Origin of the sequence: Halomonas sp. IOP_6 (assembly GCF_021151565.1) — a bacterium.
In the GTDB taxonomy this organism is placed as follows: Bacteria; Pseudomonadota; Gammaproteobacteria; order Pseudomonadales; family Halomonadaceae; genus Vreelandella; species Vreelandella alkaliphila.
Genome location: NZ_JAIRBO010000008.1, coordinates 1 through 23,059, shown reverse-complemented (window position 1 = coordinate 23,059; position 23,059 = coordinate 1). Strand labels below are relative to the sequence as shown.

20 protein-coding genes and 1 pseudogene are annotated in these 23,059 nt (G+C 53.8%); 14 read left to right on the top strand and 7 right to left on the bottom strand.

Annotated features, from left to right (window positions below; genetic code table 11):
* The 5 genes from K7H08_RS14545 to K7H08_RS14525 all read left to right on the top strand — a co-directional run bounded on the left by K7H08_RS14545 (position 1) and on the right by K7H08_RS14525 (position 5,902).
* Positions 1 to 987, top strand: coding sequence for a carbohydrate ABC transporter permease (locus K7H08_RS14545; RefSeq protein ID WP_038483262.1), 987 nt, complete (start codon positions 1 to 3; stop codon positions 985 to 987).
* Positions 987 to 1,829, top strand: a complete 843-nt coding sequence (locus K7H08_RS14540; RefSeq protein ID WP_009723678.1) for a carbohydrate ABC transporter permease — start codon at positions 987 to 989, stop codon at positions 1,827 to 1,829. Before K7H08_RS14545 ends, K7H08_RS14540 begins: the two co-directional genes overlap by 1 nt.
* Before the next feature lie 37 nt (positions 1,830 to 1,866).
* Complete coding sequence (locus K7H08_RS14535; protein WP_231658351.1) at positions 1,867 to 3,483, top strand: alpha-glucosidase; 1,617 nt, start codon at positions 1,867 to 1,869, stop codon at positions 3,481 to 3,483.
* A gap of 92 nt (positions 3,484 to 3,575) precedes the next feature.
* On the top strand, positions 3,576 to 4,682 hold the full coding sequence (locus K7H08_RS14530) for an ABC transporter ATP-binding protein (RefSeq protein WP_231658350.1): 1,107 nt from the start codon (positions 3,576 to 3,578) through the stop codon (positions 4,680 to 4,682).
* A 188-nt stretch (positions 4,683 to 4,870) separates the two neighbouring features.
* A complete protein-coding gene (locus K7H08_RS14525; RefSeq protein ID WP_269438925.1) occupies positions 4,871 to 5,902 on the top strand; it encodes a LacI family DNA-binding transcriptional regulator in 1,032 nt (343 codons plus the stop codon).
* A 14-nt stretch (positions 5,903 to 5,916) separates the two neighbouring features.
* On the opposite strand, the gene gap is transcribed toward K7H08_RS14525, so the two are convergent.
* Complete coding sequence (gene gap / locus K7H08_RS14520; RefSeq protein WP_193067667.1) at positions 5,917 to 6,921, bottom strand: type I glyceraldehyde-3-phosphate dehydrogenase; 1,005 nt, start codon at positions 6,919 to 6,921, stop codon at positions 5,917 to 5,919.
* 211 nt (positions 6,922 to 7,132) lie between these two features.
* On the opposite strand from gap, the gene pyk reads away from it, so the two are divergent.
* Together pyk and K7H08_RS14510 are read left to right on the top strand one after the other, a co-directional pair.
* A complete protein-coding gene (gene pyk / locus K7H08_RS14515; RefSeq protein WP_038483243.1) occupies positions 7,133 to 8,599 on the top strand; it encodes a pyruvate kinase in 1,467 nt (488 codons plus the stop codon).
* A 49-nt stretch (positions 8,600 to 8,648) separates the two neighbouring features.
* Positions 8,649 to 9,125, top strand: a complete 477-nt coding sequence (locus tag K7H08_RS14510; RefSeq protein ID WP_038483239.1) for a methylglyoxal synthase — start codon at positions 8,649 to 8,651, stop codon at positions 9,123 to 9,125.
* Positions 9,126 to 9,194: 69 nt separating this feature from the next.
* On the opposite strand, the gene cra is transcribed toward K7H08_RS14510, so the two are convergent.
* Positions 9,195 to 10,172 carry a catabolite repressor/activator gene (gene cra / locus K7H08_RS14505; protein ID WP_231658348.1) on the bottom strand — a complete coding sequence of 326 codons (978 nt, stop codon included), beginning with the start codon at positions 10,170 to 10,172 and terminating at the stop codon, positions 9,195 to 9,197.
* A gap of 226 nt (positions 10,173 to 10,398) precedes the next feature.
* Here cra and ptsP point away from each other — a divergent pair, with 226 nt between their 5' ends.
* The 4 genes from ptsP to pgi all read left to right on the top strand — a co-directional run bounded on the left by ptsP (position 10,399) and on the right by pgi (position 17,884).
* On the top strand, positions 10,399 to 13,266 hold the full coding sequence (ptsP, locus tag K7H08_RS14500; protein ID WP_231658347.1) for a phosphoenolpyruvate--protein phosphotransferase: 2,868 nt from the start codon (positions 10,399 to 10,401) through the stop codon (positions 13,264 to 13,266).
* Complete coding sequence (gene pfkB / locus K7H08_RS14495; protein ID WP_231658346.1) at positions 13,266 to 14,237, top strand: 1-phosphofructokinase; 972 nt, start codon at positions 13,266 to 13,268, stop codon at positions 14,235 to 14,237. The genes ptsP and pfkB overlap by 1 nt, the downstream gene beginning before the upstream one ends.
* Positions 14,234 to 15,970: a PTS fructose-like transporter subunit IIB gene (locus K7H08_RS14490; RefSeq protein WP_095604299.1), complete on the top strand. Its 1,737-nt coding sequence runs from the start codon at positions 14,234 to 14,236 to the stop codon at positions 15,968 to 15,970. Before pfkB ends, K7H08_RS14490 begins: the two co-directional genes overlap by 4 nt.
* Before the next feature lie 249 nt (positions 15,971 to 16,219).
* A complete protein-coding gene (gene pgi / locus K7H08_RS14485; RefSeq protein WP_089037939.1) occupies positions 16,220 to 17,884 on the top strand; it encodes a glucose-6-phosphate isomerase in 1,665 nt (554 codons plus the stop codon).
* A 126-nt stretch (positions 17,885 to 18,010) separates the two neighbouring features.
* On the opposite strand, the gene K7H08_RS14480 is transcribed toward pgi, so the two are convergent.
* From K7H08_RS14480 to K7H08_RS14465, 4 genes are all read right to left on the bottom strand, one after another.
* The gene (locus K7H08_RS14480) at positions 18,011 to 18,406 is read right to left on the bottom strand and encodes a GFA family protein (protein WP_231658345.1); all 396 of its coding nucleotides are present in this window, start codon (positions 18,404 to 18,406) and stop codon (positions 18,011 to 18,013) included.
* Positions 18,407 to 18,464: 58 nt separating this feature from the next.
* Positions 18,465 to 18,830 carry a glyoxalase superfamily protein gene (locus tag K7H08_RS14475; RefSeq protein WP_231658344.1) on the bottom strand — a complete coding sequence of 122 codons (366 nt, stop codon included), beginning with the start codon at positions 18,828 to 18,830 and terminating at the stop codon, positions 18,465 to 18,467.
* A 90-nt stretch (positions 18,831 to 18,920) separates the two neighbouring features.
* The gene (locus K7H08_RS14470; RefSeq protein WP_231658343.1) at positions 18,921 to 19,604 is read right to left on the bottom strand and encodes an HAD family hydrolase; all 684 of its coding nucleotides are present in this window, start codon (positions 19,602 to 19,604) and stop codon (positions 18,921 to 18,923) included.
* Between the two features lie 118 nt (positions 19,605 to 19,722).
* Positions 19,723 to 20,301, bottom strand: coding sequence for a TetR/AcrR family transcriptional regulator (locus tag K7H08_RS14465; RefSeq protein ID WP_231658342.1), 579 nt, complete (start codon positions 20,299 to 20,301; stop codon positions 19,723 to 19,725).
* A gap of 129 nt (positions 20,302 to 20,430) precedes the next feature.
* Here K7H08_RS14465 and K7H08_RS14460 point away from each other — a divergent pair, with 129 nt between their 5' ends.
* Positions 20,431 to 20,913, top strand: coding sequence for an HPP family protein (locus K7H08_RS14460; RefSeq protein ID WP_231658341.1), 483 nt, complete (start codon positions 20,431 to 20,433; stop codon positions 20,911 to 20,913).
* Between the two features lie 142 nt (positions 20,914 to 21,055).
* Here the strand turns inward: K7H08_RS14460 and K7H08_RS14455 are convergent, their stop codons facing one another.
* Entirely contained in the window at positions 21,056 to 21,922 is an 867-nt protein-coding gene (locus K7H08_RS14455) for a hypothetical protein (RefSeq protein WP_231658340.1), read from the bottom strand.
* Positions 21,923 to 22,148: 226 nt separating this feature from the next.
* Here K7H08_RS14455 and uraD point away from each other — a divergent pair, with 226 nt between their 5' ends.
* Positions 22,149 to 22,682 carry a 2-oxo-4-hydroxy-4-carboxy-5-ureidoimidazoline decarboxylase gene (gene uraD / locus K7H08_RS14450; protein ID WP_231658339.1) on the top strand — a complete coding sequence of 178 codons (534 nt, stop codon included), beginning with the start codon at positions 22,149 to 22,151 and terminating at the stop codon, positions 22,680 to 22,682.
* 103 nt (positions 22,683 to 22,785) lie between these two features.
* Positions 22,786 to 23,059: pseudogene (gene aceE, locus K7H08_RS14445) on the top strand (pyruvate dehydrogenase (acetyl-transferring), homodimeric type); the annotation flags it as partial.

The following is a 23,059-nucleotide window of genomic DNA, read 5'->3' as shown; positions in this document are numbered from 1 at the left end:
ATGTCGACCTCTTCTAACAACAGCGCGCCCCTGGAGGCGCGCTCAGCCGCAGCGCCAGCGCGTCGGCATCGCGGCACTAAAGTACGCCGTCAGCGGGTCAAAGCGGCTTGGCTGTTCTTGGCTCCCATGCTGATCGCATTAACGTTGGTGGCCGGCTGGCCGTTAATGCGAACATTTTTTCTAAGCTTTACCGATGCCTCACTGTCGGACCTGGGTGCGGCGAATCTAATCGGGTTTGAAAACTATCTGGTTTACGACAATGGTCGCTGGTTCGGGGTTCTTGCTGACCCAGTCTGGTGGCAATCTGTTTGGAACACCGTTTACTTTTCGGTGGTATCTGTCTCTTTAGAAGTCATTTTCGGTGTCATTGTGGCGCTGATTCTAAATGCGGAGTTTAAGGGCCGGACGATTGTTCGCGCAGCGGTGCTGATTCCGTGGGCAATCCCCACCATCGTTTCCGCCCAAATGTGGGCATGGATGCTCAACGATCAGTTCGGCATCATCAACCACCTGCTGATGACGGTTGGGATTATCGACAATCCTATCGCCTGGACGGCTAGCGCTACTTACTCAATGTGGGCAGTCATCATGGTCGATGTCTGGAAAACAATTCCGTTTGTCGCCCTGTTGGTGTTAGCCGCCCTACAGATGTTGCCAAAAGATTGCTACGAAGCAGCAGAAGTAGATGGCATTCATCCCGTGCGTGTGTTCTTCAAAGTTACCCTACCGCTAATTACGCCTGCCTTGATGGTGGCGGTGATTTTCCGCCTTCTAGATGCCCTGCGGGTGTTCGACGTGATCTACGTACTGACTTCTAACTCGACCAGCACGATGTCGATGTCAGTCTATGCGCGTCAGCAGTTGGTTGAGTTCCAGGATGTTGGTTACGGCAGTGCTGCCTCTACCCTGTTGTTCTTGATTATTGCCCTGGCCACCGTTGCTTACCTCTATTTAGGCCGTAACAAAATACAACTAGGAGGTGACTGATGAACCAACGTCAGTTAGCCAAAATTGCCAAGCGCGTCGGCTTTTGGGCCTTAATTGCGCTGATTATGGTATACGCCGTTTTCCCATTTTATTACGCGGTCATTACCTCACTTAAACCTTCTAGTGACTTATTCCAGGTTGAACTTTGGCCCTCAAATTGGAACCTGGACAATTATGCGCAGATTTTTAGCCAGTCGAGCTTTATCCGTGCGATTTTTAACTCGGTAGTCGTAGCATTTAGCGTTGTTTTCATCGCGCTGCTACTGGGTATTACCGCCTCCTACGCGCTGGGCCGAGTTCGCTTCCGTGGTCGCTCGACCGTCATGCTGGTCATTCTTGGGGTTTCCATGTTTCCTCAGGTCGCGGTGCTCTCAGGCTTGTTTGAGGTGATTCGCGCACTAAATCTCTACAACAATCCCGCTGGTCTCATTCTGAGCTACACCATTTTCACGCTGCCCTTCACCGTCTGGGTACTTACCACCTTCATGAAAGAACTGCCCATGGAGTTGGAAGAAGCCGCCATCATGGATGGCGCTACGCCCTGGATTACGATTACTAAAGTTTTCCTACCGCTAATGTGGCCCGCCATGGCCACCACTGGCCTGCTTGCCTTTATTGCTGCGTGGAATGAGTTCCTGTTCGCCTTAACCTTCACACTCACTGATGCCCAGCGCACCGTGCCTGTTGCCATTGCACTGTTGTCAGGTGGTAGCGCCTACGAGCTTCCCTGGGGGCCAATTATGGCCGCGTCGGTCGTCGTCACCGTGCCACTGGTTATCCTAGTCATCATTTTCCAACGTCGCATTGTTTCAGGCTTAACTGCAGGTGCAGTTAAAGGCTAAGCGTGGGTGTTATTTACGTTTTATTAAGGATTTATTCATGCAAGACAATCTGACCTGGTGGCGCGGCGGCGTTATCTATCAAATTTACCCGCGCAGCTTCCTAGACAGCCGTGGCGACGGCATTGGTGACTTGAAAGGTATTACCGAAAAGCTCGACTACGTGGCCTCTTTGAACGTTGATGGTGTCTGGCTTTCGCCCTTTTTCACCTCCCCCATGCTCGATTTCGGTTATGACGTCAGCGATTACCGCGACGTTGATCCGATGTTCGGCACCCTGGATGATTTCAAGGCGCTGCTCGACAAGGCCCATTCGCTAGGCCTGAAAGTAATGATTGACCAAGTCATCAGCCATACCTCTGAACAGCACGCTTGGTTTAAAGAGAGCCGCCAGAATCGTACAAACCCCAAAGCCGATTGGTTTGTATGGGCAGACCCTAAGCCCGATGGCACACCCCCTAATAACTGGCTATCTATTTTTGGCGGCCCTGCCTGGACCTTTGATTCACGCCGCCAGCAGTATTATCTACACAACTTTTTGACCAGCCAGCCGGATGTCAACTTCCACAATCCGGAAGCCCGTCAGGCGCAGCTGGATAACATGCGCTTTTGGCTGGATCTTGGCGTTGATGGTTTCCGCCTTGATACCGTCAACTTCTACTTTCACGACGCTGAGCTGCGTGACAACCCACCGGTGCCCAAAGGCGAATCCAAGACCCTGGGCGCTCCAGAGGCTAACCCCTACACGTGGCAACGTCATGTCTACGATATTAGCCGCCCTGAAAACGTAGATTTCTTAAAAGACTTACGCGCCTTGATGGACGAGTATCCCGGCACTACGACCGTGGGCGAAATCGGCGATGACAACCCACTTGAGCGCATGGCTGAGTACACCGCAGGCGGTGACAAACTACACATGGCTTACACCTTTGACTTGCTCAATAAGCCACGCTCCGCTAGCTATATTCGTCATGTTATTGAGCGCTTTCAGCGCTTAGCGGGCGACGCTTGGCCCTGCTGGGCAACATCCAACCATGATGTTGAACGCAGCGCATCACGCTGGGGCGCTGAAGAAGATCCCATTGCTTATCCTAAAGTGATGCTCGCCATGCTGTTTTCCCTACGCGGCAGCGTCTGCCTTTATCAAGGGGAAGAGTTAGGGCTTCCGGAAGCTGACGTGCCCTTCGAGCGCATTCAAGACCCTTACGGCAAAGTGCTCTGGCCAGAGTTTAAAGGCCGAGACGGGTGCCGCACGCCGATGCCATGGACCGATGGCACCCAGGCAGGTTTCTCGGCCATTGAGCCATGGCTCCCCGTAGAAAAACGCCACCTGCCATTGGCGGTTAGCCAACAGCACACGACCCCAGACTCAACGCTTAACGGTGTGCGCCGGATGCTGGCTTTCCGCCAAGCGCACTCCGCGCTGTTTGACGGTGATTTACAGCTGATTGAGGTTGGCGAGGAGTTACTGGGCTTTATTCGTCAAAATGGCCAAGACAAAGTGCTGTGTGTCTTTAACCTGACGGGGAATGAGCTGCAAACAGCACTCCCCTTAGACATCATTGGTGACCTGGAAGGACACGGCTTCACTACGGCACGTCAAGATAATGTGCTGACGCTGCCCGCCTATCAAGCCGCCTTCATGCACGTTGCTTAGTCAAATCAATGGCAATAATCAATAACAACATTCAATAACGATAGTCGACCCGATACGAGGAATGCAGCATTGAGGCCGACAAGGAGCTAACCATGGCAAGTGTTACGCTTGAAAAGATCAACAAAGTATTTGGTCGCGATCACATTATTAAAGACGTTGACCTGACCATTGGCGATGGTGAATTTGTCGTCTTTGTTGGCCCATCCGGCTGTGGCAAATCTACGCTGCTGCGCCTTATCGCGGGTCTTGAGTCAATCACCGACGGTGACTTAAACATTGGTGACACGCTGGTCAATGACCTTCCCCCACGAGAACGTGGTGTGGGCATGGTGTTTCAGTCGTATGCTCTTTACCCGCATATGACCGTTTATGACAACATGGCTTTTGGTTTGAAGCTTGCCAAAACAGACAAAGAGACGGTCCATGAACGGGTAATGAGTACCGCTAAAATTTTGCAGCTTGAAGACCTGTTACACCGCAAGCCGAAAGCACTGTCGGGCGGTCAGCGCCAGCGTGTTGCAATGGGCCGTGCGATGGCTCGGGAACCTCGCATTCTGCTTTTTGATGAGCCACTTTCTAACCTGGATGCGTCGCTGCGAGTACAAATGCGCAACGAGATCGCCAGGCTGCACAATCGCCTGGGCTCTACGATGATTTATGTGACCCACGACCAAGTCGAAGCCATGACCCTGGCAGATAAAATCGTGGTGCTAAAAGGCGGCCATATCGAGCAAGTTGGCAGTCCACATGAGCTTTATCAACGCCCAGCCACCAAGTTTGTCGCCGGTTTTATCGGTTCACCGACGATGAATTTTATGCCTGCGGAGCTTGCCAGCGGTTCAAAAGATGGTTGCCGGGTGACTGCAAAAGGCTTGGGAGAGGTCGCACTTCCCCAAGCCGCTGATAGCTATCGCACGGGCAGCTCACTTAACTTAGGCATACGCCCCGAGCACCTACGCTTAGAGGCACCCAAGGGCGATAACTGCTTTGAAATTTTCAATGTCGAGTATCTAGGTAATGAGGTCTATGTCTACCTAGAACCCAAAGAGGGCGATACACTGCTTATCCACCGCAGCGAAGCCCCAAGCAAGTGGGAAGAAGGCCAAAAAGTATCCCTGGTGCCTGACATTGAGCATGTGCATCTATTTGATGAAAGTGGTGCGGCGTTGATGCTTTCTGAGACACGCTCTGCGGCTTAACGAACGCTATCAACTACGCTGTTGCTGAGCGAACAACGGCCTTTGATGCTACTACCTCTATAGCAACGGTAGTGGAAACAACGTCAAGGCCGTATTTTTGTGCGCCAGATTCAATTCATTAGCCTGCGATGTAAAATAACGCCCAAATAATTAAACAGGATAGGAAACCCGTGACTGCCCATCGTCGAATGACTCTCAAGGATCTTGCCACAGAACTCGGCGTTTCCACTGCGACAATATCAAACGCCTTCAACCGCCCTGACCAGCTTTCGCCACTTCTGCGCGATCGTATTTTAAGTGAGGCAAAACGCCTTGGGTATAACGGCCCAGATGCCAAGGCCCGCAGTCTGCGTACTGGGCGCTCCAGCATTGTTGCGGTTATTCTTGCCGAAAGCCTGACCTACAGCCTCAATGATGCTGTCGCCAGTGAATTTTTATCCGGTGTCGCTGAAGTACTCGATGCACATGGGCATACCATGCTGCTACTGCCTGGCCGGGGTCATGCCTCCCAGCCGCCAGGGTCTGCAAACATTGCCGATGGCTTTATCGTTTACGGCCTGATGCCTAATAACAAGCTGCTAAGCGAGCTGCCTGCGCAGCGGCCACTGGTGTCTGTGGATTTCGACATTGATGGCAGCCCGACTGTGCATATCGATGATCAGGATGCGAGCTACCACCTTGCCCAGCACGCATTAAAAACGCGGCCACAGCGGCCTGCGGTGATTAATCTTCGTCTGACAAAAGAGCATTGCAACGGCCGAATCACCAAAGCGCACACCCTACTGCCGGGCAGCAGCACCATCAGTCGTGCACGCCTGGCCGGATTTCATGCAGCACTCACCGAACATGGCTTTGATGCTGAACAGATCCCACTATGGAATATCGAAGAGAACGTGTTTGATGTGTGCTCACCGGTAATCACAGAAATCCTCGACCTGCCTGCCAATCAGCGCCCGGATCTGCTGCTATGCATGTCAGACCGCATTGCGCTTACCGCGCTGACGCTGGCCGAACAGCGTGGCATTCACGTACCGGGGGAGCTAAGAATTACCGGCTTTGATGGCATTGCTGAAGGGCAATATAGAGCACCGCGTTTAACGACCGTGCGCCAGGACAGTGCGGGCAAAGGCCGCGTGGCGGCAAAAATGATTCTAGGTCGGATACCAAAAACCCAGCAGCTACTCAAAACAGAGTTGCTGCTGGGCGACACTTGCCCATAAGGGTCAGTCAGGTGTTATTTGGCCGTTTTCTGCATAGCAAGGGCGGTATCTAACATACGGTTGGAGAAACCCCACTCGTTGTCGTACCACGCCATAATTTTCACCAGGCGGCCATTCACACGGGTGTGATTAGCATCAAAAGTAGATGAATGCGCATCATGATTGAAATCAATAGACACCAGCGGTTGTGCATTAACCGCTAGCACAGACGAGTTCGCCGCTGCTTTTTCAACAATGGCGTTGATCTCTTCTTTGCTGGTATCGCGACTTGCCGTAAATGTTAAATCTACCAGGGAAACGTTGATCACCGGTACGCGTACGGCTAACCCATCAAACTTACCTGCCAGTTCCGGCAAGACCAAACCAACGGCCGCTGCTGCGCCTGTTTTGGTCGGAATCATCGAATGCGTCGCACTACGCGCGCGGTAAGGGTCGGAGTGATAAACATCCGATAAGTTCTGGTCGTTGGTGTAGGCATGGACCGTGGTCATCAAGCCATTTTCAATGCCTACAGCATCGTTTAACGCTTTGGCGACAGGCGCCAAGCAGTTAGTCGTGCACGACGCATTGGAGACCACCGTGTGTTCAGCCGTCAAAATATCGTCATTAACGCCATATACGATAGTAGCGTCAGCATCGGGGCTTGGGGCAGAGATCAACACACGCTTAGCACCCGCTTCTATATGCTTGGCAGCGGCTTCTCGCTTAGTGAACAAGCCTGTGCACTCCATGACGAGATCAATGTTCATGGATGCCCAAGGAAGCTGGCTAGGGTCACGCTCAGAAGAGATCGCGATGCGATCGCCATCCACACGAATACTTTCGGCATCATGCTCAACGGCAAAAGGAAAGTGGCCGTGAACCGTATCGTGACGCAGCAGGTGCGAGTTTAGGGAAGGATCACCCAAATCATTAATCGCAACCACTCGGACACGATCCCGGTAGCCATTTTCGTACAGCGCACGTAGTACGTTACGACCAATCCGTCCAAATCCGTTAATAGCAACTCTTATTGTCATGATGGCACCTCAATCAAGCAGTGGTAGTCGATGGCGTATCCAGTAAAAAAATTACTAAAAATACGTATTTATTCGCCTTTAGGTCAATTTTTACCTATCCAAACTGCCCTTAAAGGCTAATAACATCCCAATATGTAGTAAAATTACTATATAAAGGCTATCGTAGTCCAATAATTAATCACCGCCAAGATGGTCAATAGGAGTAACTTTTATGACTCGCTCAACATCTCCCACTCCCCTTCGCCGCACCAAGATTGTCGCGACGCTTGGTCCAGCAAGCGATCGCCCTGGCGTGCTGGAAGCCATGCTAAAAGCGGGCGTTGATGTCGTGCGGCTAAATTTCTCCCATGGCGCCGCAGACGACCATCGCCGCCGCTTAAAAGAGGTACGCGAGATCGCCCAGCGACTAAATCGCAGCGTTGCCGCCCTGGGTGACCTGCAAGGGCCAAAAATCCGTATATCGCGCTTTGCCGAAGGTGCCGTTCACTTGGACATTGGCCAGGCCTTTGTGCTCGACATGGCGTTGGATGCCAACAGCGGCACGGCCGAGCGCGTCGGCTGTGATTACAAGTCGCTGATTGACGATGTCGCCCCTGGTGACCGGCTACTGCTGGATGACGGGCGTGTCGTGCTGGACGTCACCTCGATTATTGGTCAAGAAGTCCACACACGCGTTCACGTAGGTGGCAAGCTTTCCAATAACAAAGGCATCAACAAGCAAGGCGGTGGATTATCCGCCCCGGCGCTTACCGAAAAAGATAAAGAAGACCTAAAAACCGCGATCGATATCGGGGTAGATTACCTGGCGGTATCGTTCCCACGCAGCGCTGCTGATATGCAAGAAGCGCGCGACCTGCTCGGCGAAGCAGGCAAGGAAATAGGTCTGGTTGCCAAGCTTGAGCGCGCCGAAGCGGTTGCCGATGATGAGACACTGGATGGCATTATCGAAGCCTCTGAAGCCGTGATGGTTGCCCGAGGCGACTTAGGCGTAGAAATTGGCGATGCCGCACTGATCGGCACTCAAAAACGCATCATCAAGCATGCTCGCACGCTTAACCGCGCGGTAATTACCGCCACACAAATGATGGAGTCGATGATTGAGTCGCCACTGCCCACCCGCGCGGAAGTATTCGACGTGGCTAACGCGGTACTTGATGCCACCGACGCCGTCATGCTCTCGGCAGAAACCGCCGCGGGTGACTATCCGGTAGAAACCATTCAAGCGATGGATCGAGTATGCCTCGGCGCTGAACGCGAGCGTATTGCTCAGTCATCAGGCCACCGTATTCATGAAGGCTTCGAGCGCATTGATGAAACCATTGCCCTCTCTGCCATGTATGCCGCTAACCACCTCACCGGGGTACGCGCCATAGCCTGTATGACCTCGACAGGTTATACGCCACTGATTGCCTCACGCATTCGCTCTGGTCTGCCGATTGTTGGCCTTGCACACAGCCCGATTGCCCAACGGCGCATGGCGCTTTACCGCGGCGTCGTGTCGATCCCCTTCGACACCACCCATATGGACCCTAAAGAGCTCAACCAAGAAGCCGTCAAGCTACTCCAAGCGCATGGTTTGGCACACCCTGGCGATCATGTCATTCTTACCCGCGGCGACCACATGAACGCCCACGGCGGCACTAACACCATGAAAGTGCTGGCCGTTGAAGAAGCGTAAATCTAACAGCGACCTGAAATAGCCGGAATGTTAACTGGAGAGCCATGCCATGAGCGATGCACGTCCACCCCGCCAAGCCGTTCGTACACTGCAACCGCGTAAACGCATTGCGCTAATTGCCCACGACGGCAAAAAAACTGAAATGCTGGAGTGGGCAACACGCTGGCAGGAAACGCTCAGCCAGCACACTCTTATTGGTACGGGGACTACCGCTGGGCGGCTCAAAAATGCGCTTGGCCTAGAGGTCGAGGGATTGATGAGCGGGCCGCTGGGCGGTGATCAGCAAATTGGTGCGCGGATTGCCGAACAACAGTTAGACGTGCTGATTTTCTTCTGGGATCCATTTGCCCCTCAGCCCCACGATCCTGATGTCAAAGCGCTGCTGCGTTTAGCCGCGCTATGGAACGTGCCGGTGGCATGCAATGCGGCGAGCGCCGACTTTTTACTGTCGTCGCCCTATCTCAGTGAACGCTACGATATGTCTATTCCGGATGCGCAGGCCTGGGCTCAAGCCCGCACGGTATAGCTCTTAACAACTCAAGCTCTTAACAACTCAAGGTCTGAACAACTCAAGCTTTGAACGAATCAATGGGGCTTATCGGGTACGCAGGTGGCGCGCCACAACCTGCTGCCCGCACTGATAGTCACCGTTCATGGCATTCAGGGCGCAGCGCAGGGTGAGTTCAGCAATGCGATCATAATCTTGCAAGGCTGAATTCACCGGTTGCGGCAGAAAATCCAACAAACGGTGGTCGCCAAAGGTGGCCAACCGCATATTCTCTGGTAGCCCACCGCGCTCCAGAAACACGTCAAACACCCCTTCCATCAGCACATAAGACGCGGTGATCAACGCATCAGCACCGCCCTTCTCATCCAGCAGTTGAGCGGCAAGACGGGCGCCTTCGCTACGCTCGTAGTGCGTACCGCTAAGTAAAACCGGCTCGATAGAGGTGTCTTGTAGTGCTGACTGAAAACCCACCCTCCGCTCGCGACTGATCGACAAGCTAGGCATCGCTTCTAACCACGCCACACGCCGCGTGCTACCCGTAATGACCGAGCGGGTTAGCGCATATGCCGCGTCTTGATCGTTACTGACGACACTGGCAAAACGCGTCGGCGCAAGCCCACGGTCCATTCCCACCACGCACCAACCTTCGTCCACCAACTCAGAATAGAAGGTGTCCTCTTCGGCAAGGCAGCTGGCGGTAATAAGCACCTCACAACGCTGCGCGCGAAGCGCCAATGCCAAGGCGCGCTCGCTATCGGCACAGTCATCTGAGCTAGCCACCAACAGCTGATAACCCTTCTCTCTCGCGCCACGCTCTAAGCGCTTCGCGAGCCGCGCATAGCTGATATTTTCAAGGTCCGGCACGATCAATCCAATCAGCCGACTTGCCCCACGACGCAGCGCCGCTGCCTGCGGGTCAATGTGATAGCGATGCTGCCGCACGACCGCCATTACTTTCTCAATGGTGGCATTACTAATACGCCGTTGCTCGGCCTGGCCATTAATTACATAGCTCGCCGTGGTGCGCGATACGCCCGCAAGCCGGGCAATGTCGGCAAGTGTCATGCAATTCTCCCTCTGGTTGCCGGTGTAGTTTATCAGCCGTTTCTCCCCACCCAGACTAAAGTCTAGAAAGACAACCCTTGTGTCTTTAAGTGAATCGATTCAGCATAGCCAACTAACCACAGATGACACGATTCATCCAGCGAAGCTAAACGCTCTACGACCAACGTTTAAGCATGATCACGCTGCAGACATTACCCTTGGCTGACAGCGTTTACAGGAGAACCCTATGTTAACTCTCGGCCCAGATGACATCTTGCTCGACCGCCATGCGGACGACTGGCAAGCTGCACTCGACATCGCCGCAAAGGCGCTAACGGATGCGGGCTTAGTTGAGGCCGAGTACCGTGATGGTCTCCATGCCCGTGAAGCTCAGTCGTCAACATATCTTGGTAACGCGATTGCTATTCCACACGGCACGCCAGAAAGTCGTCAGCACGTAAAACATACCGGCGTGAGGGTGCTGCAGTTCCCCAAAGGCGTTCAGTGGCATGACGGCCAGACGGTCTATGTTTTGGTGACGATAGCCGCGCAAAATGACGAACACCTGGATATTCTGCGCCAGCTGACCCACGTCTTAGACCGCGAAGGCGTCGCCAGCCAGCTCGCCAGCGCTAGCTCGGCTGTCGAGGTAGCGCGTTTACTTTCCAAGCCAACGCTTGAGCCGCGCCTGGATGCCGATACGCTGTGCATTAACTTCCCTGCTCGCGACCCTCAAGAGCTTGCCTTGGCCGCTGCCGCTCGGCTGCGCCAAAGTGGCTGCGTTGATAACGCTTTTATTAGCGCCATTGCCAATGCTTCCCCCCAATGGCTGGGCAAAGGATTTTGGTTGGCAAGCCACGCCCAAGGGGTGACACAACCCGCACTAGGCGTTGCCACGCCAGCTGATCCTAAACTTGAGCATAGCGGCCACCCTGTCCACGCACTGTTCTGTTTAGCGGCCAGTGGCGATGCCCACCGCCCACTGCTGGAACAGCTATTAGCCGTGTTGGAGAACGGCGAGAGTGACAGCTGGGTGGGCAAAAGCAGCGCACAGCTGCTGGCCACGCTGGCGGGCGAAACCGCTAGCACTCAGACTCGTCGCGTGCGCGTCTTGAACCCCCATGGCCTGCACGCCCGCCCAGCAAAACAGCTGGTACAGATCGCCCGCGCACAATCAATGCCGATTAACGTACGCCTTGAAGAAGGCAGTGCTTCCACGGTTTCTGCCGCCAGCCTGACCAAAGTGATTGGCTTGGGAGCACGGCGTGGTCAGTGGCTTATCCTTTCTGCCGAAGGTGACCAGGCAAGTGCTGCGCTAGGCGCAGTAGCCGCCGCCGTTGAAGACGGTCTAGGTGAGAAAGTAACGCCGTTCGACGGCGGTTTTGATACCAAGTCGGTGACTAACACGAGCAAGCCCGTTGAGCCGTTAGTCGTTGATGCGCCCCACACCGGCGTTGCCGCTTCGCCGGGCTTAGCCATTGCGCCGGTGTTTGTGATTCGCCCGATGCAGTTCGACTATGCTGAACACGCCAGCGACCCCGAACAAGAAATTAACCGGCTGAAAGTGGCACTCAAAGAGGGGGCTGCTCAGCTTCAAGCACTGGTGCACAACGCCCCTGGCGGTGAAGTGGCCGACATTCTCTCAATGCACGAAGAGATGCTCGACGACCCCGAGTTGCACCACGCTGCCATTGATGCGATTCGTGAAGGTCGTTCAGCAGAAGCCGGTTGGTGGAATGCTATTGAAACCGCCGCCCACGCCCAGGAAATGCTCGCCGACCGCCTATTGGCCGAGCGCGCCGCTGACCTGCGCGACGTAGGCCGCCGCGTACTAGGGGTATTGTGCGATGTCCAACTGCCCGAGCCACCTGACCACCCGTATATTCTGGTGATGGATGACATCGGCCCTTCCGACGTTGCCCGCCTGGATACCTCACGCGTACGCGGCCTGCTTACCGTGCGCGGCGGCGCCACCGCACACAGTGCTATTCTGGCTCGTGCGCTGGGTATTCCCGCTGTTGTCGGCGCCGGTGAAGCCGTCATGGTGTTGCATAACGGTAGCATGATGATTCTGGACGGTGAACGTGGGCGGGTTACCTCCCAGCCTTCCGAAGAGCGCCTGCAGCGCGCGGAACAACAGCTTCTCGACCAGCAACAGCGCGAAGCTGATGCCTGGGAGCTGCGTTTTGAGCAAGCCCAAACCCGCGATGGGCATCGGGTAGAAGTGGCAGCCAACCTTGGTAACACCGCCCACGCCGCGGATGCGGTTGAACGCGGTGCTGAAGGCGTTGGCCTGCTGCGCACCGAGTTCCTGTTTATGGCCTACTCAAGCGCACCGGACCTAGCCACCCAGATTGCCGAGTACCGCGAAGCCACCGATGCCTTGGATGGCCGTCCGCTGGTCGCGCGTACTTTGGATGTGGGTGGCGACAAGCCGCTGCCCTACTGGCCGGTTCCCCAGGAAGACAATCCTTTCCTTGGCCTACGCGGCATTCGCTTAGCGCTGACCGAGCCGGAAGTGCTGGAAACACAAATCCGCGCGCTGCTGATGGCAGCCGTCGGCCGTCCGCTACGCATCATGCTGCCGATGGTTAAGGATGTCGCTGAATTCCGCGCCGCCAAAGTCATCTATGACCGCCTACTTAGCGAAATCCCACCACAGCAGCGCGCCACTGATGTGCAACTGGGCGTGATGATCGAAGTGCCCTCCAGCGCACTGCTAGCACCTACGCTGGCGGCCGAGGTGGACTTCTTCTCCGTTGGCACTAACGATTTAACTCAGTACACCCTGGCCATCGACCGCGGCCACCCAGAGCTTTCTGCCCAGGCCGATGGCTTACACCCCGCCGTGCTGCGTTTGATTCAAATGACCGTCGATGCCGCCCATGCCCACGGCAAATGGGTCGGCGTATGCGGCGAGCTTGCCTCGGACGCCATGGCCGTGCCAGTACTGGTAGGGTTAGGCGTTGATGAGCTTTCCGTCAGTGCGCGGCAAATTCCGCTAGTCAAAGCGCGCCTGCGTGAATTTGATCTTGCCGATGCAAAAGCCACTGCCCAATTAGCACTGAGTAAAGCCACCAGCGATGAGGTGCGTGACGCCCTGGAGGCCCGCTAATGGCCCAGGTAGTGTGCATTACACTCAACCCCGCGCTGGATTTAGCATTCAACCTTGAAACGCTGACACTCGGTCATGTAAACCGCCCCCACAGCGCCCAGTTAGAAGCCGCGGGCAAAGGCGTTAACGTAGCACGCGTGCTGGCCAGCTTAGGCCATCAAGTGATTGTTAGCGGCTTTCTCGGCCAGGATAACGACGCCCCGTTCAGCTTGGCATTCCCCCACTACGGCGTGGAAGATGCCTTTGTACGAGTACCCGGAAGCACGCGCATTAACGCCAAGCTGGCGGAACAGAGTGGCCGCGTCACTGATATTAACGGCCCCGGCATGCCGATTGAGGCTGCCCATCTAGATGCCTTACGAACTACCCTAGACGATTTGTTTCAGCGCCTCGCTCCGCCCCAAGCGGTCGTCGTTGCCGGTAGCCTTCCACCGGGTATTGATCAGCCGCTGTTTGCTGAACTACTAACCATCCTAAAAAGCTATGGCGTACCACTTTGGATAGACACCAGTGGCCCGGCACTGCTAACCGCCATTGCTGCTCAGCCTGCGGCTGTAAAACCTAACGAAACGGAACTCGCTGACTGGGCTGGCAGCGCGCTAAATTCAAATCAACAGCGCCAGCTCGCCGCCGAGCGACTGCACGCCAGCGGCATCGAGCACGCGCTGATTTCCGCAGGCTCAGAGGGCGTTTTATGGGTTAGCTCACAGGGCACTTGGCAATCTACCCCACCTAGCGTAAACGCCACCAATACCGTTTGTGCGGGCGATACCTTTGTGGCTGGCATGCTCCATGGGCTGCTCAGCGACTTCGCCCCACCAGACACCCTTCGCTTCGCAACGGCACTCTCTGCCGAAGCGGTTCGCCACGTCGGCGTGGGCACCCCCCACGCCGACGACTTTGACTTACTCCAACAACAGACTTTGGTACGGCGTCTTGACGACACCATCACCGAGGGAGCCACGCGATGAACCTGATTCTAATTACCGCCTGCCCCAGCGGCATGGCGACCACCTTTCTGGCCGCCAAGCGCCTTGAACAAGCAGCCACACGGATGGGCTGGAGCGCCCATGTGGAAATGCACGGCGAGATTGCGCCGCTGCAGGCTGCCACCGCCGAGCAAATTGCTAATGCCGATTTAATTGTGGTGGCCGCCGATCACGTTCCGGCCCCAGAACGTTTTGAAGGCAAACGACTTTTCCAGGCGCCGATTGCCAGCGCCCTGCCCGACCCCAGCGCCTTTTTAACTCAAGCCAAACGTGAAGCACCGATTTACACTGCTCCTGCAACCCCTACAGCCGCCGCAACTCCGGCGAGCAACACGGGTGGCAAGAAGATTGTCGCTGTTACCGCTTGCCCCACCGGTGTTGCCCATACCTTTATGGCCGCTGAAGCGCTAGCCGAAGCAGGCAAAGCCATGGGGCATGCCATTCGTGTGGAAACTCAAGGCTCAGTAGGCGCTCAAGATCATTTAAGCGAAGAAGAGATTGCCGATGCCGACGTGGTCGTACTAGCTTGCGATATCGACGTTGACCCAGCGCGGTTTGCAGGCAAGCGCATCTACCGCACCTCAACCGGCAACGCACTAAAAAAGCCACGTCCCACGCTGGAAGCCGCCCTTGTTGATGCTAGCGTAGAAAACGCCAACAGCGGTTCGGGCAACGCCAATAAGAGCGTTAAAGAGAAAGGCGTTTATAAGCACCTACTCACCGGCGTGTCGTTTATGTTGCCTATGGTGGTAGCGGGCGGCTTGCTGATTGCGCTCTCGTTTGTCTTCGGCATTGAAGCCTTTGAACAGGAAGGCACGCTGGCCGCTGCGCTCATGCAAATTGGCGGCGGCACCGCCTTCGCGCTAATGATTCCTGTTCTGGCGGGTTACATTGCCTACTCCATCGCCGACCGCCCCGGTATTGCTCCAGGTATGATTGGCGGTATGTTGGCGGCCGACATTGGCTCCGGGTTTATCGGCGGCATTTTGGCAGGCTTCCTGGCAGGCTACGTGGCCCTCGCGGTTACCCGCTACGTTAAGCTGCCCTCTAGCGTTGAATCGCTCAAGCCTATTCTGATTATCCCGCTGGTGGCCAGTCTGGTCACCGGCCTGACGATGATCTATGTGATTGGCGAGCCTGTCGCTGCATTGCTGAATGCGCTGACCAGCTTCCTGGCCTCTATGGGCTCTACTAACGCGGTGCTGCTGGGCATTCTATTGGGCGCAATGATGTGCTTCGATTTGGGTGGCCCCGTCAATAAAGCAGCCTATACCTTCGGCGTGGGCTTGTTGGCTTCAGAAACCTACGGCCCAATGGCAGCCATTATGGCGGCAGGCATGGTGCCAGCAATTGGCATGGGCATTGCCAGTTTCGTTGCACGCAATAAGTTCTCTGCACCAGAGCGCGAAGCAGGCAAGGCATCATTTGTACTGGGCATGTGCTTTATCAGTGAAGGGGCCATTCCCTTCGCGGCGAAAGACCCGTTGCGGGTTATTCCCGCTTGCATGGTGGGCGGTGCGATCACCGGTGCGCTTTCCATGCTGGTAGGCGCGAAACTAATGGCACCTCACGGTGGTATCTTTGTCCTGCTCATTCCCAACGCCATCACTCCTGCACTACTCTACCTTGGTGCGATTATCATCGGCTCGCTGGTAACCGGTTTAGGCTATGCCTTTATCAAACGCGGCGCCGCTCACGTCGCAGTTACCAGCTAAACACTTGAACGTCAGTGCTGGGCAGGCGGCTACCTGCTCAGCGCCTCTTTTGCTATGCATATCCCTCCTCAACCCCACACCGACAACGGTTTATTACTAATTTTTTAACCTCCAATCGCTTAATAGTTGCTTAAATCGGGGTTTTATGTAGTATTTTTACCTAAATAGACCCATAAATAGTACAAGGCACGAGCCAGCAACATAGCGCTCGTCACTTAATAATGATCTAAAACAACAGGACCGCCTTCTATGTTTCAACTCACCCGCAGCGTTACTTGGCAGGCACTTGAACGCCTGCGCGACAAAACCGCCAACGACCGCATTCGTGATTACTTCACCAATGACCCGCAGCGCTTTGAAAAAATGAGCCTACGGGTGGGCGGCCTGTTCCTGGATTACTCCAAGCATCACGTCTCTGATGAGGTACTCGCCAAGCTGCTTGAATTGGCCGACCACTCTGCCCTGGTTCAACGCCGAGCGCAGATGTTCTCTGGCGATATTATCAATGTCACCGAAAATCGCCCGGTACTCCACACCGCACTGCGCAATTTAAGCGATGAACCGGTGCATGTAGACGGCAACGACGTGATGCCGGAAATCAATCGCACCCGGGAACAAATCAAGCAGTTCTCAGAAGCGGTTAGAAGCGGTGAGTGGAAAGGCTATAACGGTCAACGCATCAAAGACGTGGTCAATATTGGCATTGGTGGCTCAGACCTTGGCCCCAACATGGCCGTACGCGCGCTACTCAAATACCGCCACCCGGAACTGCACTTCCACTTCGTCTCCAACGTCGATGGCACCCACATTCAGAAGGTGCTTTCACGACTAGACCCGGCGACCACGCTGTTTATCGTTTCCACTAAAACCTTCTCTACCCAGGAAACCCTGCTTAACGCCAAAACCGCACGGCGCTGGTTCGTGGAAAATGCCGGTGAAGATGCCGACGTAGGCGCCCACTTTATTGCCGCTTCCACTAACCGCAAAGCGGCGATGGAGTTTGGTATTCGTGAAGAGAACGTGTTCGAGTTTTGGGCCTGGGTGGGCGGTCGCTACTCCATGTGGTCATCTATCGGGCTGCCGATTGCGCTTTCGGTTGGTTTTGAAGGCTTTATCGAGCTGCTGGAAGGCGCCCATGAGATGGACCGCCACTTTATAGAAGCGCCCTTCGCGCAGAATATGCCAGTACTGATGGCGCTGATTGGTATCTGGTACATCAACTTTATTGGCGCCGAAACCCAGGCCATCGTGCCCTACGACCAAGCCTTGAACCAACTGCCTTCGTTCCTGCAACAGCTGGATATGGAGTCTAACGGCAAGTCAGTCGATATTTTCGGCCATCCGGTTAACTACAAAACCGGCCCGATTGTCTGGGGGCAAACAGGCTCTAACGGTCAGCACGCTTTCTTCCAGCTACTACACCAGGGCACCCGCTACGTGCCGATTGATTTTATTGCCTCACTGAAACCCGAGCCCGGCGTGGAAGACCATCACTTCGCCTTGCTGACTAATATGCTCGCCCAGGCCAATGCCTTTATGGAAGGCAGCCAAGGGGACAGCAAAGAGCTTAGCCAGCATGACCCCTACAGCTGCCCCGGCAACCGCCCTTCCAGCACCCTTTTGCTTGATGAGCTAACACCGAAAAACCTGGGCGCGCTGATTGCCCTCTACGAACACAAGGTGTTTGTGCAAGGCGTTATCTGGAACATCAACTCGTTTGATCAGTGGGGCGTGCAGCTTGGCAAACGCATTGCCGGTGAAATCAGTGAGCGCATCGACACCAACGCCGCCGACTTCGACACTTCAACACAAGGTCTACTGAAGCTGGTACGCGCCCACTTTCCCGGCGACAGCAGCGCAAAGCAAAGTGCGCCAGCCAGCGCTGATAAAAAGCCTGCTAGGAAGAAGCGTTAAGCGGAGAGTTGGGTAAACGTTAGATAAAAAAACGCCTTGGCTTTGCAGCCAAGGCGTTTTTGATTTGATCTTTGATGCCAGTATCGACACTGGTTGAAGGCAATCAGAAGCCCCGAGCCACCTAAATTAATCCGGCGCAAATTGCTCGAAGACCTGCTGTCCGGTCATTTTCTCTGTTTGGTTGTTAAACTCGTAATAATCGGGCTTCTCATCAATAAATATCTCGCTGGTGAGTTGGAACGTCTGATCCTGGAACAGGCCTGATGGGAGAATATACTCATTGCTGGGTAACAGGTGATAGAACAGATGCGTCCCGCAGGTTGCACAGAAGCCCCGCTCCGCCCAATCAGATGAGCGGTAAGCGGTAGGCTCAGCACCAGAGAACTCTACCGGACCACCGCAATGCACGGCGAACATAGGCCCACCCGACCAACGCCGACATAGTGAGCAATGACAAACACTGACCTGCTCGTGGTTAGGCGCAGTCACTTCGATGGAACCGCAAAGACATGTGCCTTTCATCGCAAACTCCTTTACCGTTAGCCTCCATGGCAGCCGCTATCGTGATGCCTAACCAATTTTAGGCTGCTGTAGGCTCATTGAACAATATTCTGTTGGAAAACGGATCGACCACTTCAAACACCCTATCGCCCCACGGAGCTGTGGTTATTTCCGGGCGGCTAAACTTGTAACCACGGGATAGGATCTCGCGGTACAAGCCTTCAAGATCATCAGTATTCACAAACGTTTTAGCGCCGGGGGAGCAATCCCCAGAATGTTCGCTAAGGTGAAAAACCAGATCGCCTCGGGATACCTGCATATAGACAGGAAAGTCTGCTTCGAAGCGATGCTCCCAATCAAGCGACATCCCCAAAAACTCAAGATAGAACGCCTTGGCTTTAGATTCATCAAAAATTCGTATAATCGGAATGGCTTGAAAATGCACTTATGCTCTCCTGACAAACAGCGCTTTAACGAATAGCTAGCCAGCTCTGGTTAGAAAGCCTAAAGCCCCCTTTACCCTTAGGCGTTCGATTTAAACAGGCGCAGAGTTGCTCTCTACGCCATAGCCATGGCGTATATACTCAACGGCTTCAGCCATGCCACTAAGCACCGCTGTCGCTGAATGAAAGTTTTGCTGTTGAGACATTTCCGTGGGTAGTGCCAAGCAGCTTATGCCAGCTCGAAAGGCGGCTTCAAGACCATGTTGTGTATCTTCAATGGCGAGACATTCATCCGCAGCAACGCCAAGCCGTTGCAGAGCCAGGAGATAGCATTCAGGTGCGGGCTTGCTGTTTCGGACATCATCGTTAGAAACAATCGTAGAGAACTTATCTTCAAACCCATTGGCCTGCAGCGTTTTTTGAACACCATTTGCACTAGCGCCTGTCACCACTGCCAGCTTCAAACCCGCACTGTGGAAGTAAGCAATCGCCTCTCGTACGCTAGGCATTAACGGGAATGCCTGGCTAGCAAGGTAGTCCTGCGTCGCGGCGTTCTTCGCTTCTATAAGTTGATCAGGGGACGCATCAATCCCAAACCTCTGCACCATATCCAGGGCATTGGCGCGCGTTGGCAGGCCTGCATAGTGGGTTCTGTACTGCAGCTCAGACAATTCCAAGCCATATTGACTCAGAATGTGTACCCACATTTGAAAATGGATGTGTTCAGAACTGACGATTGTCCCATCGTGATCTAGCAAAATTGCGCGAAGTGCCACAAGACCTCCTAGAAATAGCGTGTTTAAAACCCAAGGCAAAGCTACTATCGCATGAGCTGCAAGAGAGCGTTTACGAGTAAGTAAGTTACTTACTCACGGCCTTGAAAAAAACAAAACACTAAGGCTCTAACCTTGCCCTCAACAACTCTTTAGCAATTGCTTTGGCTTTTACGGCAGCTTTTAAATCCCCCATCACGTGGGCCTGAACAGTCGCCCCTTCTTTTAAAGTAGCTACCGCTTCCGACAACGTAGTCACCGTTTTTTCATCAACAAATATTTGTGACATATACCCGTTTATTAAGCCAAGTATGGCTCTTTTATGGCTAGCGCACTGTTGATGCACGGGATGATTTAAGTCACTGAATTCAGCACTGACATTGATGAAATAACAGCCATGGAAAGGATAAATTAGCGTTTCTCTCTCATTAAACCAATCATCCAACGCATCGAATAAAGCAAAAATTGCGCTTTGTCCATCAGGTGCGCCCTGGGTGCGCCCTTCAATCCAGGAAGAGAATTGTCGATCACGATAGTCAACCGTTGCAGCGATCAGGGCTTCTTTGCTGGAAAAATGATGGTACAGCGTTTTTTTTGCCACGCCTGATTCAGCGATGATCCGGTTAATACCAATGGCATGCACCCCGTGGCGGTAAAACAGCCCAAAGGCGACCGAAACCAACTGCTCTCTTCTGTCCACAGCACAACCTCACCTTCATTTTACGAGCAGCATAATATTGACGCGCAGAGACCGATCTGTCTACCATAGTCAAAAAAAGGAGACAGATCGGTCTCCCCTACCTCAACTCTTTCGCCCAAGGATGCATTTATGAGAATTTCCCTGTGTTTACCTGCTCAACAGAAAGCAGCCCTGCTCGCTGGCATTGGAGCGACTGGATGCATCACAGCACTCAGCTTGCTAAGTTCACACAGTGACGCGTTATGGCTAATGGCCCCCTTTGGCGCCACCATGGTGATACTGTTTGGATTACCCGCTAGCCCATTAGCCCAACCACGCAACGTGATTGCGGGTCACTTAATAACGGCGGCGTTAGGACTGATGGTGGCTCATTTTTTTGGCGTTCATGAATGGACGCTGGGCTTGGCAGTCGGTTTATCGATAGTCGCTATGATGCTTACCCACACCATCCACCCACCTGCAGGTGCTAATCCCCTACTGATTATGCTAGCGGGAGAGCACTGGCATTTTTTGATCACTCCCGTGGCGTCTGGAGCCCTTCTGATTGTGGGATTCGGATACGTCTATCACCGGTTTGTTTCAGGGCAACCGTACCCCAAACAATGGTTTTAGTTGAGAAGATGTTAACAGCACAAAATCAATGTCCAGGCCATACAAGCTCGGATTCGACATAACAGCATCTGAGGCATAAAAAAATACCCCTTGGCACTTTCGAACCAAGGGGTACCGGTTAAGCCAGTAGCAGTGGTTGGTTTTAGAAGTGCCATTCCAGATTAAAGGTCATGGCATCGGTATCGACACCCGGTTGGCTGTGGTTTCCGAATTTGTTGCGCCAATACTCATAACCGACGCCCATCCATAAGGAGTTTTCCGCCCCCCATGCAACTTGCCCGACGTCTAGCATCAGCGAGGTGCGCATTAACTGCTCAGGCTCGGTCGCTTCCCCAAAGTAGTCGTCTCCTTTTTCGCTATTGTAGTTATAGAACCCTTGGAATTTTAGCGGTAACGCCGCCGCTTCAAACGGCAGCCCCCAGGCCAAGTTAATTTGGTAATAGGGATCAAACGAAATGCTGTTCTGATTTTCTGGCAGTCCACAAGGTGGCAAGCCGCAGTGGTTCCACTCACGGCTATAGAACAGGCTCAGATCCACAAAGCCTCTCGGCACATCAAATTTAAACGTTGGCCCCACCACTAATTGGCGTTTACGTGGTGCAAAGCCAGTATTTTTGGTGTTTAGGTCAAACCCAAATGTCAGCGCCATGTCTTTGACGGGTCCGAAAGCGATGGGCTCATTGAACACTCCGCCCCCATGGAGTTGATGCCGATATGCTAAATAGGCTTCAGTCGCCCCTGAATCACTGTTATTGGCGGGATCTTGGCTGTTGGACTGAAGCACGTCCAGATTTAAAAAGTTTTGGCCCAGTGAGTAACCACTAACATGGGTAAGCTGAAGAATATGCTTCTCTATGTTCTCTGGGTTATTCGGCTCGGTAAACTGCGTTCCATAGCGATAACCCACGAACGTATCGCTCCATGTCGCTGCCTGGGTACTTACCGAGATAGCGCCAAGAGAAACGCCTATCGCCAGATACGTTGCCACTGCTCGATTGCTCTTCAACATGCAAAACCCTTTGTTGTTTGATTTTGTTTTTAGACATCTTTCTAAGAGCCCCACTATCAAGGCCCTTCTATAAAGACCTTTCTATAAGGACCTTCCTAACGCCGTTATACCCGCTTCTCGCGGATGCGATAGCGATTTTTTTGCGGAAACGGCACTTCTTAGAGTACATTTAGCAATATTTATTGTATACAATAAAACAGATAAACAAATACAAATGGAGGATACAATGTCGCATATTTTAAAAGCAGCTCGCCCCAGCAACCTTGGCTTAGACGCCTTTCTTGAGCATTACGGGGACGTTTTTGAACATTCACCCTGGGTAGCCGAAACCGCTTGGAAACAGGGGTTTACCGACCAACACGATGACCCGGATGTACTAGCTGACTGCATGGGCAATGTGCTTAAGGGTGCTGATATTGATCAGCAAATTGCTGTCATCCGCGCTCACCCAGACCTTGCCGGGAAAGCAGCTCTCGCGGGTGAGCTAACCCAGGACTCCACTCGCGAACAGGCTGGTGCGGGGCTAGATCAGTGTTCAACCGAAGAGTTTGAACGCTTTCAACGCCTGAATCAGGCCTATCAAGATAAGTTCGGTTTCCCCTTTGTGATTGCTGTTAAAGGGCTTGATCGACACGCCATCCTTTATGCGTTCGAAAAGCGTCTTGAAAACGACGCCGCTACCGAGCGTCAAACCGCTATTGAGCAAATCATCCAGATAGCGCGCTTCCGCCTTCACATGCGTGCGGCCGAGTCAGCGTAATTCTCACGCGCTTAGCGCTTCTATTTTCCTTTCAGCCTGACCTGTGGTGATCGGCCCTTCAGGCTGTGAGGCTTACCTTTTATCGTCATTCGGAGAGACCTCTATGAGTCTGGAGACAAGAGAAGATCTCGATCCGCTCGAAACCACGGAGTGGCTGGAATCCCTGGAATCAGTACTGGATCGTGAGGGCGAAGATCGTGCCCGCTACCTGATGACCCGCTTGGCGGATCGCCTGCGCCGGGACGGGATGAAGGTACCCTTCTCGGTGACAACCCCGCACCGGAATACGATCCCTGTGCATCGCGAAGCACCGATGCCCGGCGATCTATTTATGGAGCGCCGCATTCGGTCGTTGATTCGTTACAACGCCATTGCTC

What these genes read in the sequence shown, in the direction of transcription:
- K7H08_RS14545 (WP_038483262.1), top strand. Translation starts at nt 1, where the DNA reads ATGTCGACCTCTTCTAACAACAGCGCGCCCCTGGAGGCGCGCTCAGCC.
- K7H08_RS14540 (WP_009723678.1), top strand. Translation starts at nt 987, where the DNA reads ATGAACCAACGTCAGTTAGCCAAAATTGCCAAGCGCGTCGGCTTTTGG.
- K7H08_RS14535 (WP_231658351.1), top strand. Translation starts at nt 1,867, where the DNA reads ATGCAAGACAATCTGACCTGGTGGCGCGGCGGCGTTATCTATCAAATT.
- K7H08_RS14530 (WP_231658350.1), top strand. Translation starts at nt 3,576, where the DNA reads ATGGCAAGTGTTACGCTTGAAAAGATCAACAAAGTATTTGGTCGCGAT.
- K7H08_RS14525 (WP_269438925.1), top strand. Translation starts at nt 4,871, where the DNA reads ATGACTCTCAAGGATCTTGCCACAGAACTCGGCGTTTCCACTGCGACA.
- gap (WP_193067667.1), bottom strand. Translation starts at nt 6,921, where the DNA reads ATGACAATAAGAGTTGCTATTAACGGATTTGGACGGATTGGTCGTAAC.
- pyk (WP_038483243.1), top strand. Translation starts at nt 7,133, where the DNA reads ATGACTCGCTCAACATCTCCCACTCCCCTTCGCCGCACCAAGATTGTC.
- K7H08_RS14510 (WP_038483239.1), top strand. Translation starts at nt 8,649, where the DNA reads ATGAGCGATGCACGTCCACCCCGCCAAGCCGTTCGTACACTGCAACCG.
- cra (WP_231658348.1), bottom strand. Translation starts at nt 10,172, where the DNA reads ATGACACTTGCCGACATTGCCCGGCTTGCGGGCGTATCGCGCACCACG.
- ptsP (WP_231658347.1), top strand. Translation starts at nt 10,399, where the DNA reads ATGTTAACTCTCGGCCCAGATGACATCTTGCTCGACCGCCATGCGGAC.
- pfkB (WP_231658346.1), top strand. Translation starts at nt 13,266, where the DNA reads ATGGCCCAGGTAGTGTGCATTACACTCAACCCCGCGCTGGATTTAGCA.
- K7H08_RS14490 (WP_095604299.1), top strand. Translation starts at nt 14,234, where the DNA reads ATGAACCTGATTCTAATTACCGCCTGCCCCAGCGGCATGGCGACCACC.
- pgi (WP_089037939.1), top strand. Translation starts at nt 16,220, where the DNA reads ATGTTTCAACTCACCCGCAGCGTTACTTGGCAGGCACTTGAACGCCTG.
- K7H08_RS14480 (WP_231658345.1), bottom strand. Translation starts at nt 18,406, where the DNA reads ATGAAAGGCACATGTCTTTGCGGTTCCATCGAAGTGACTGCGCCTAAC.
- K7H08_RS14460 (WP_231658341.1), top strand. Translation starts at nt 20,431, where the DNA reads ATGAGAATTTCCCTGTGTTTACCTGCTCAACAGAAAGCAGCCCTGCTC.
- K7H08_RS14455 (WP_231658340.1), bottom strand. Translation starts at nt 21,922, where the DNA reads ATGTTGAAGAGCAATCGAGCAGTGGCAACGTATCTGGCGATAGGCGTT.
- uraD (WP_231658339.1), top strand. Translation starts at nt 22,149, where the DNA reads ATGTCGCATATTTTAAAAGCAGCTCGCCCCAGCAACCTTGGCTTAGAC.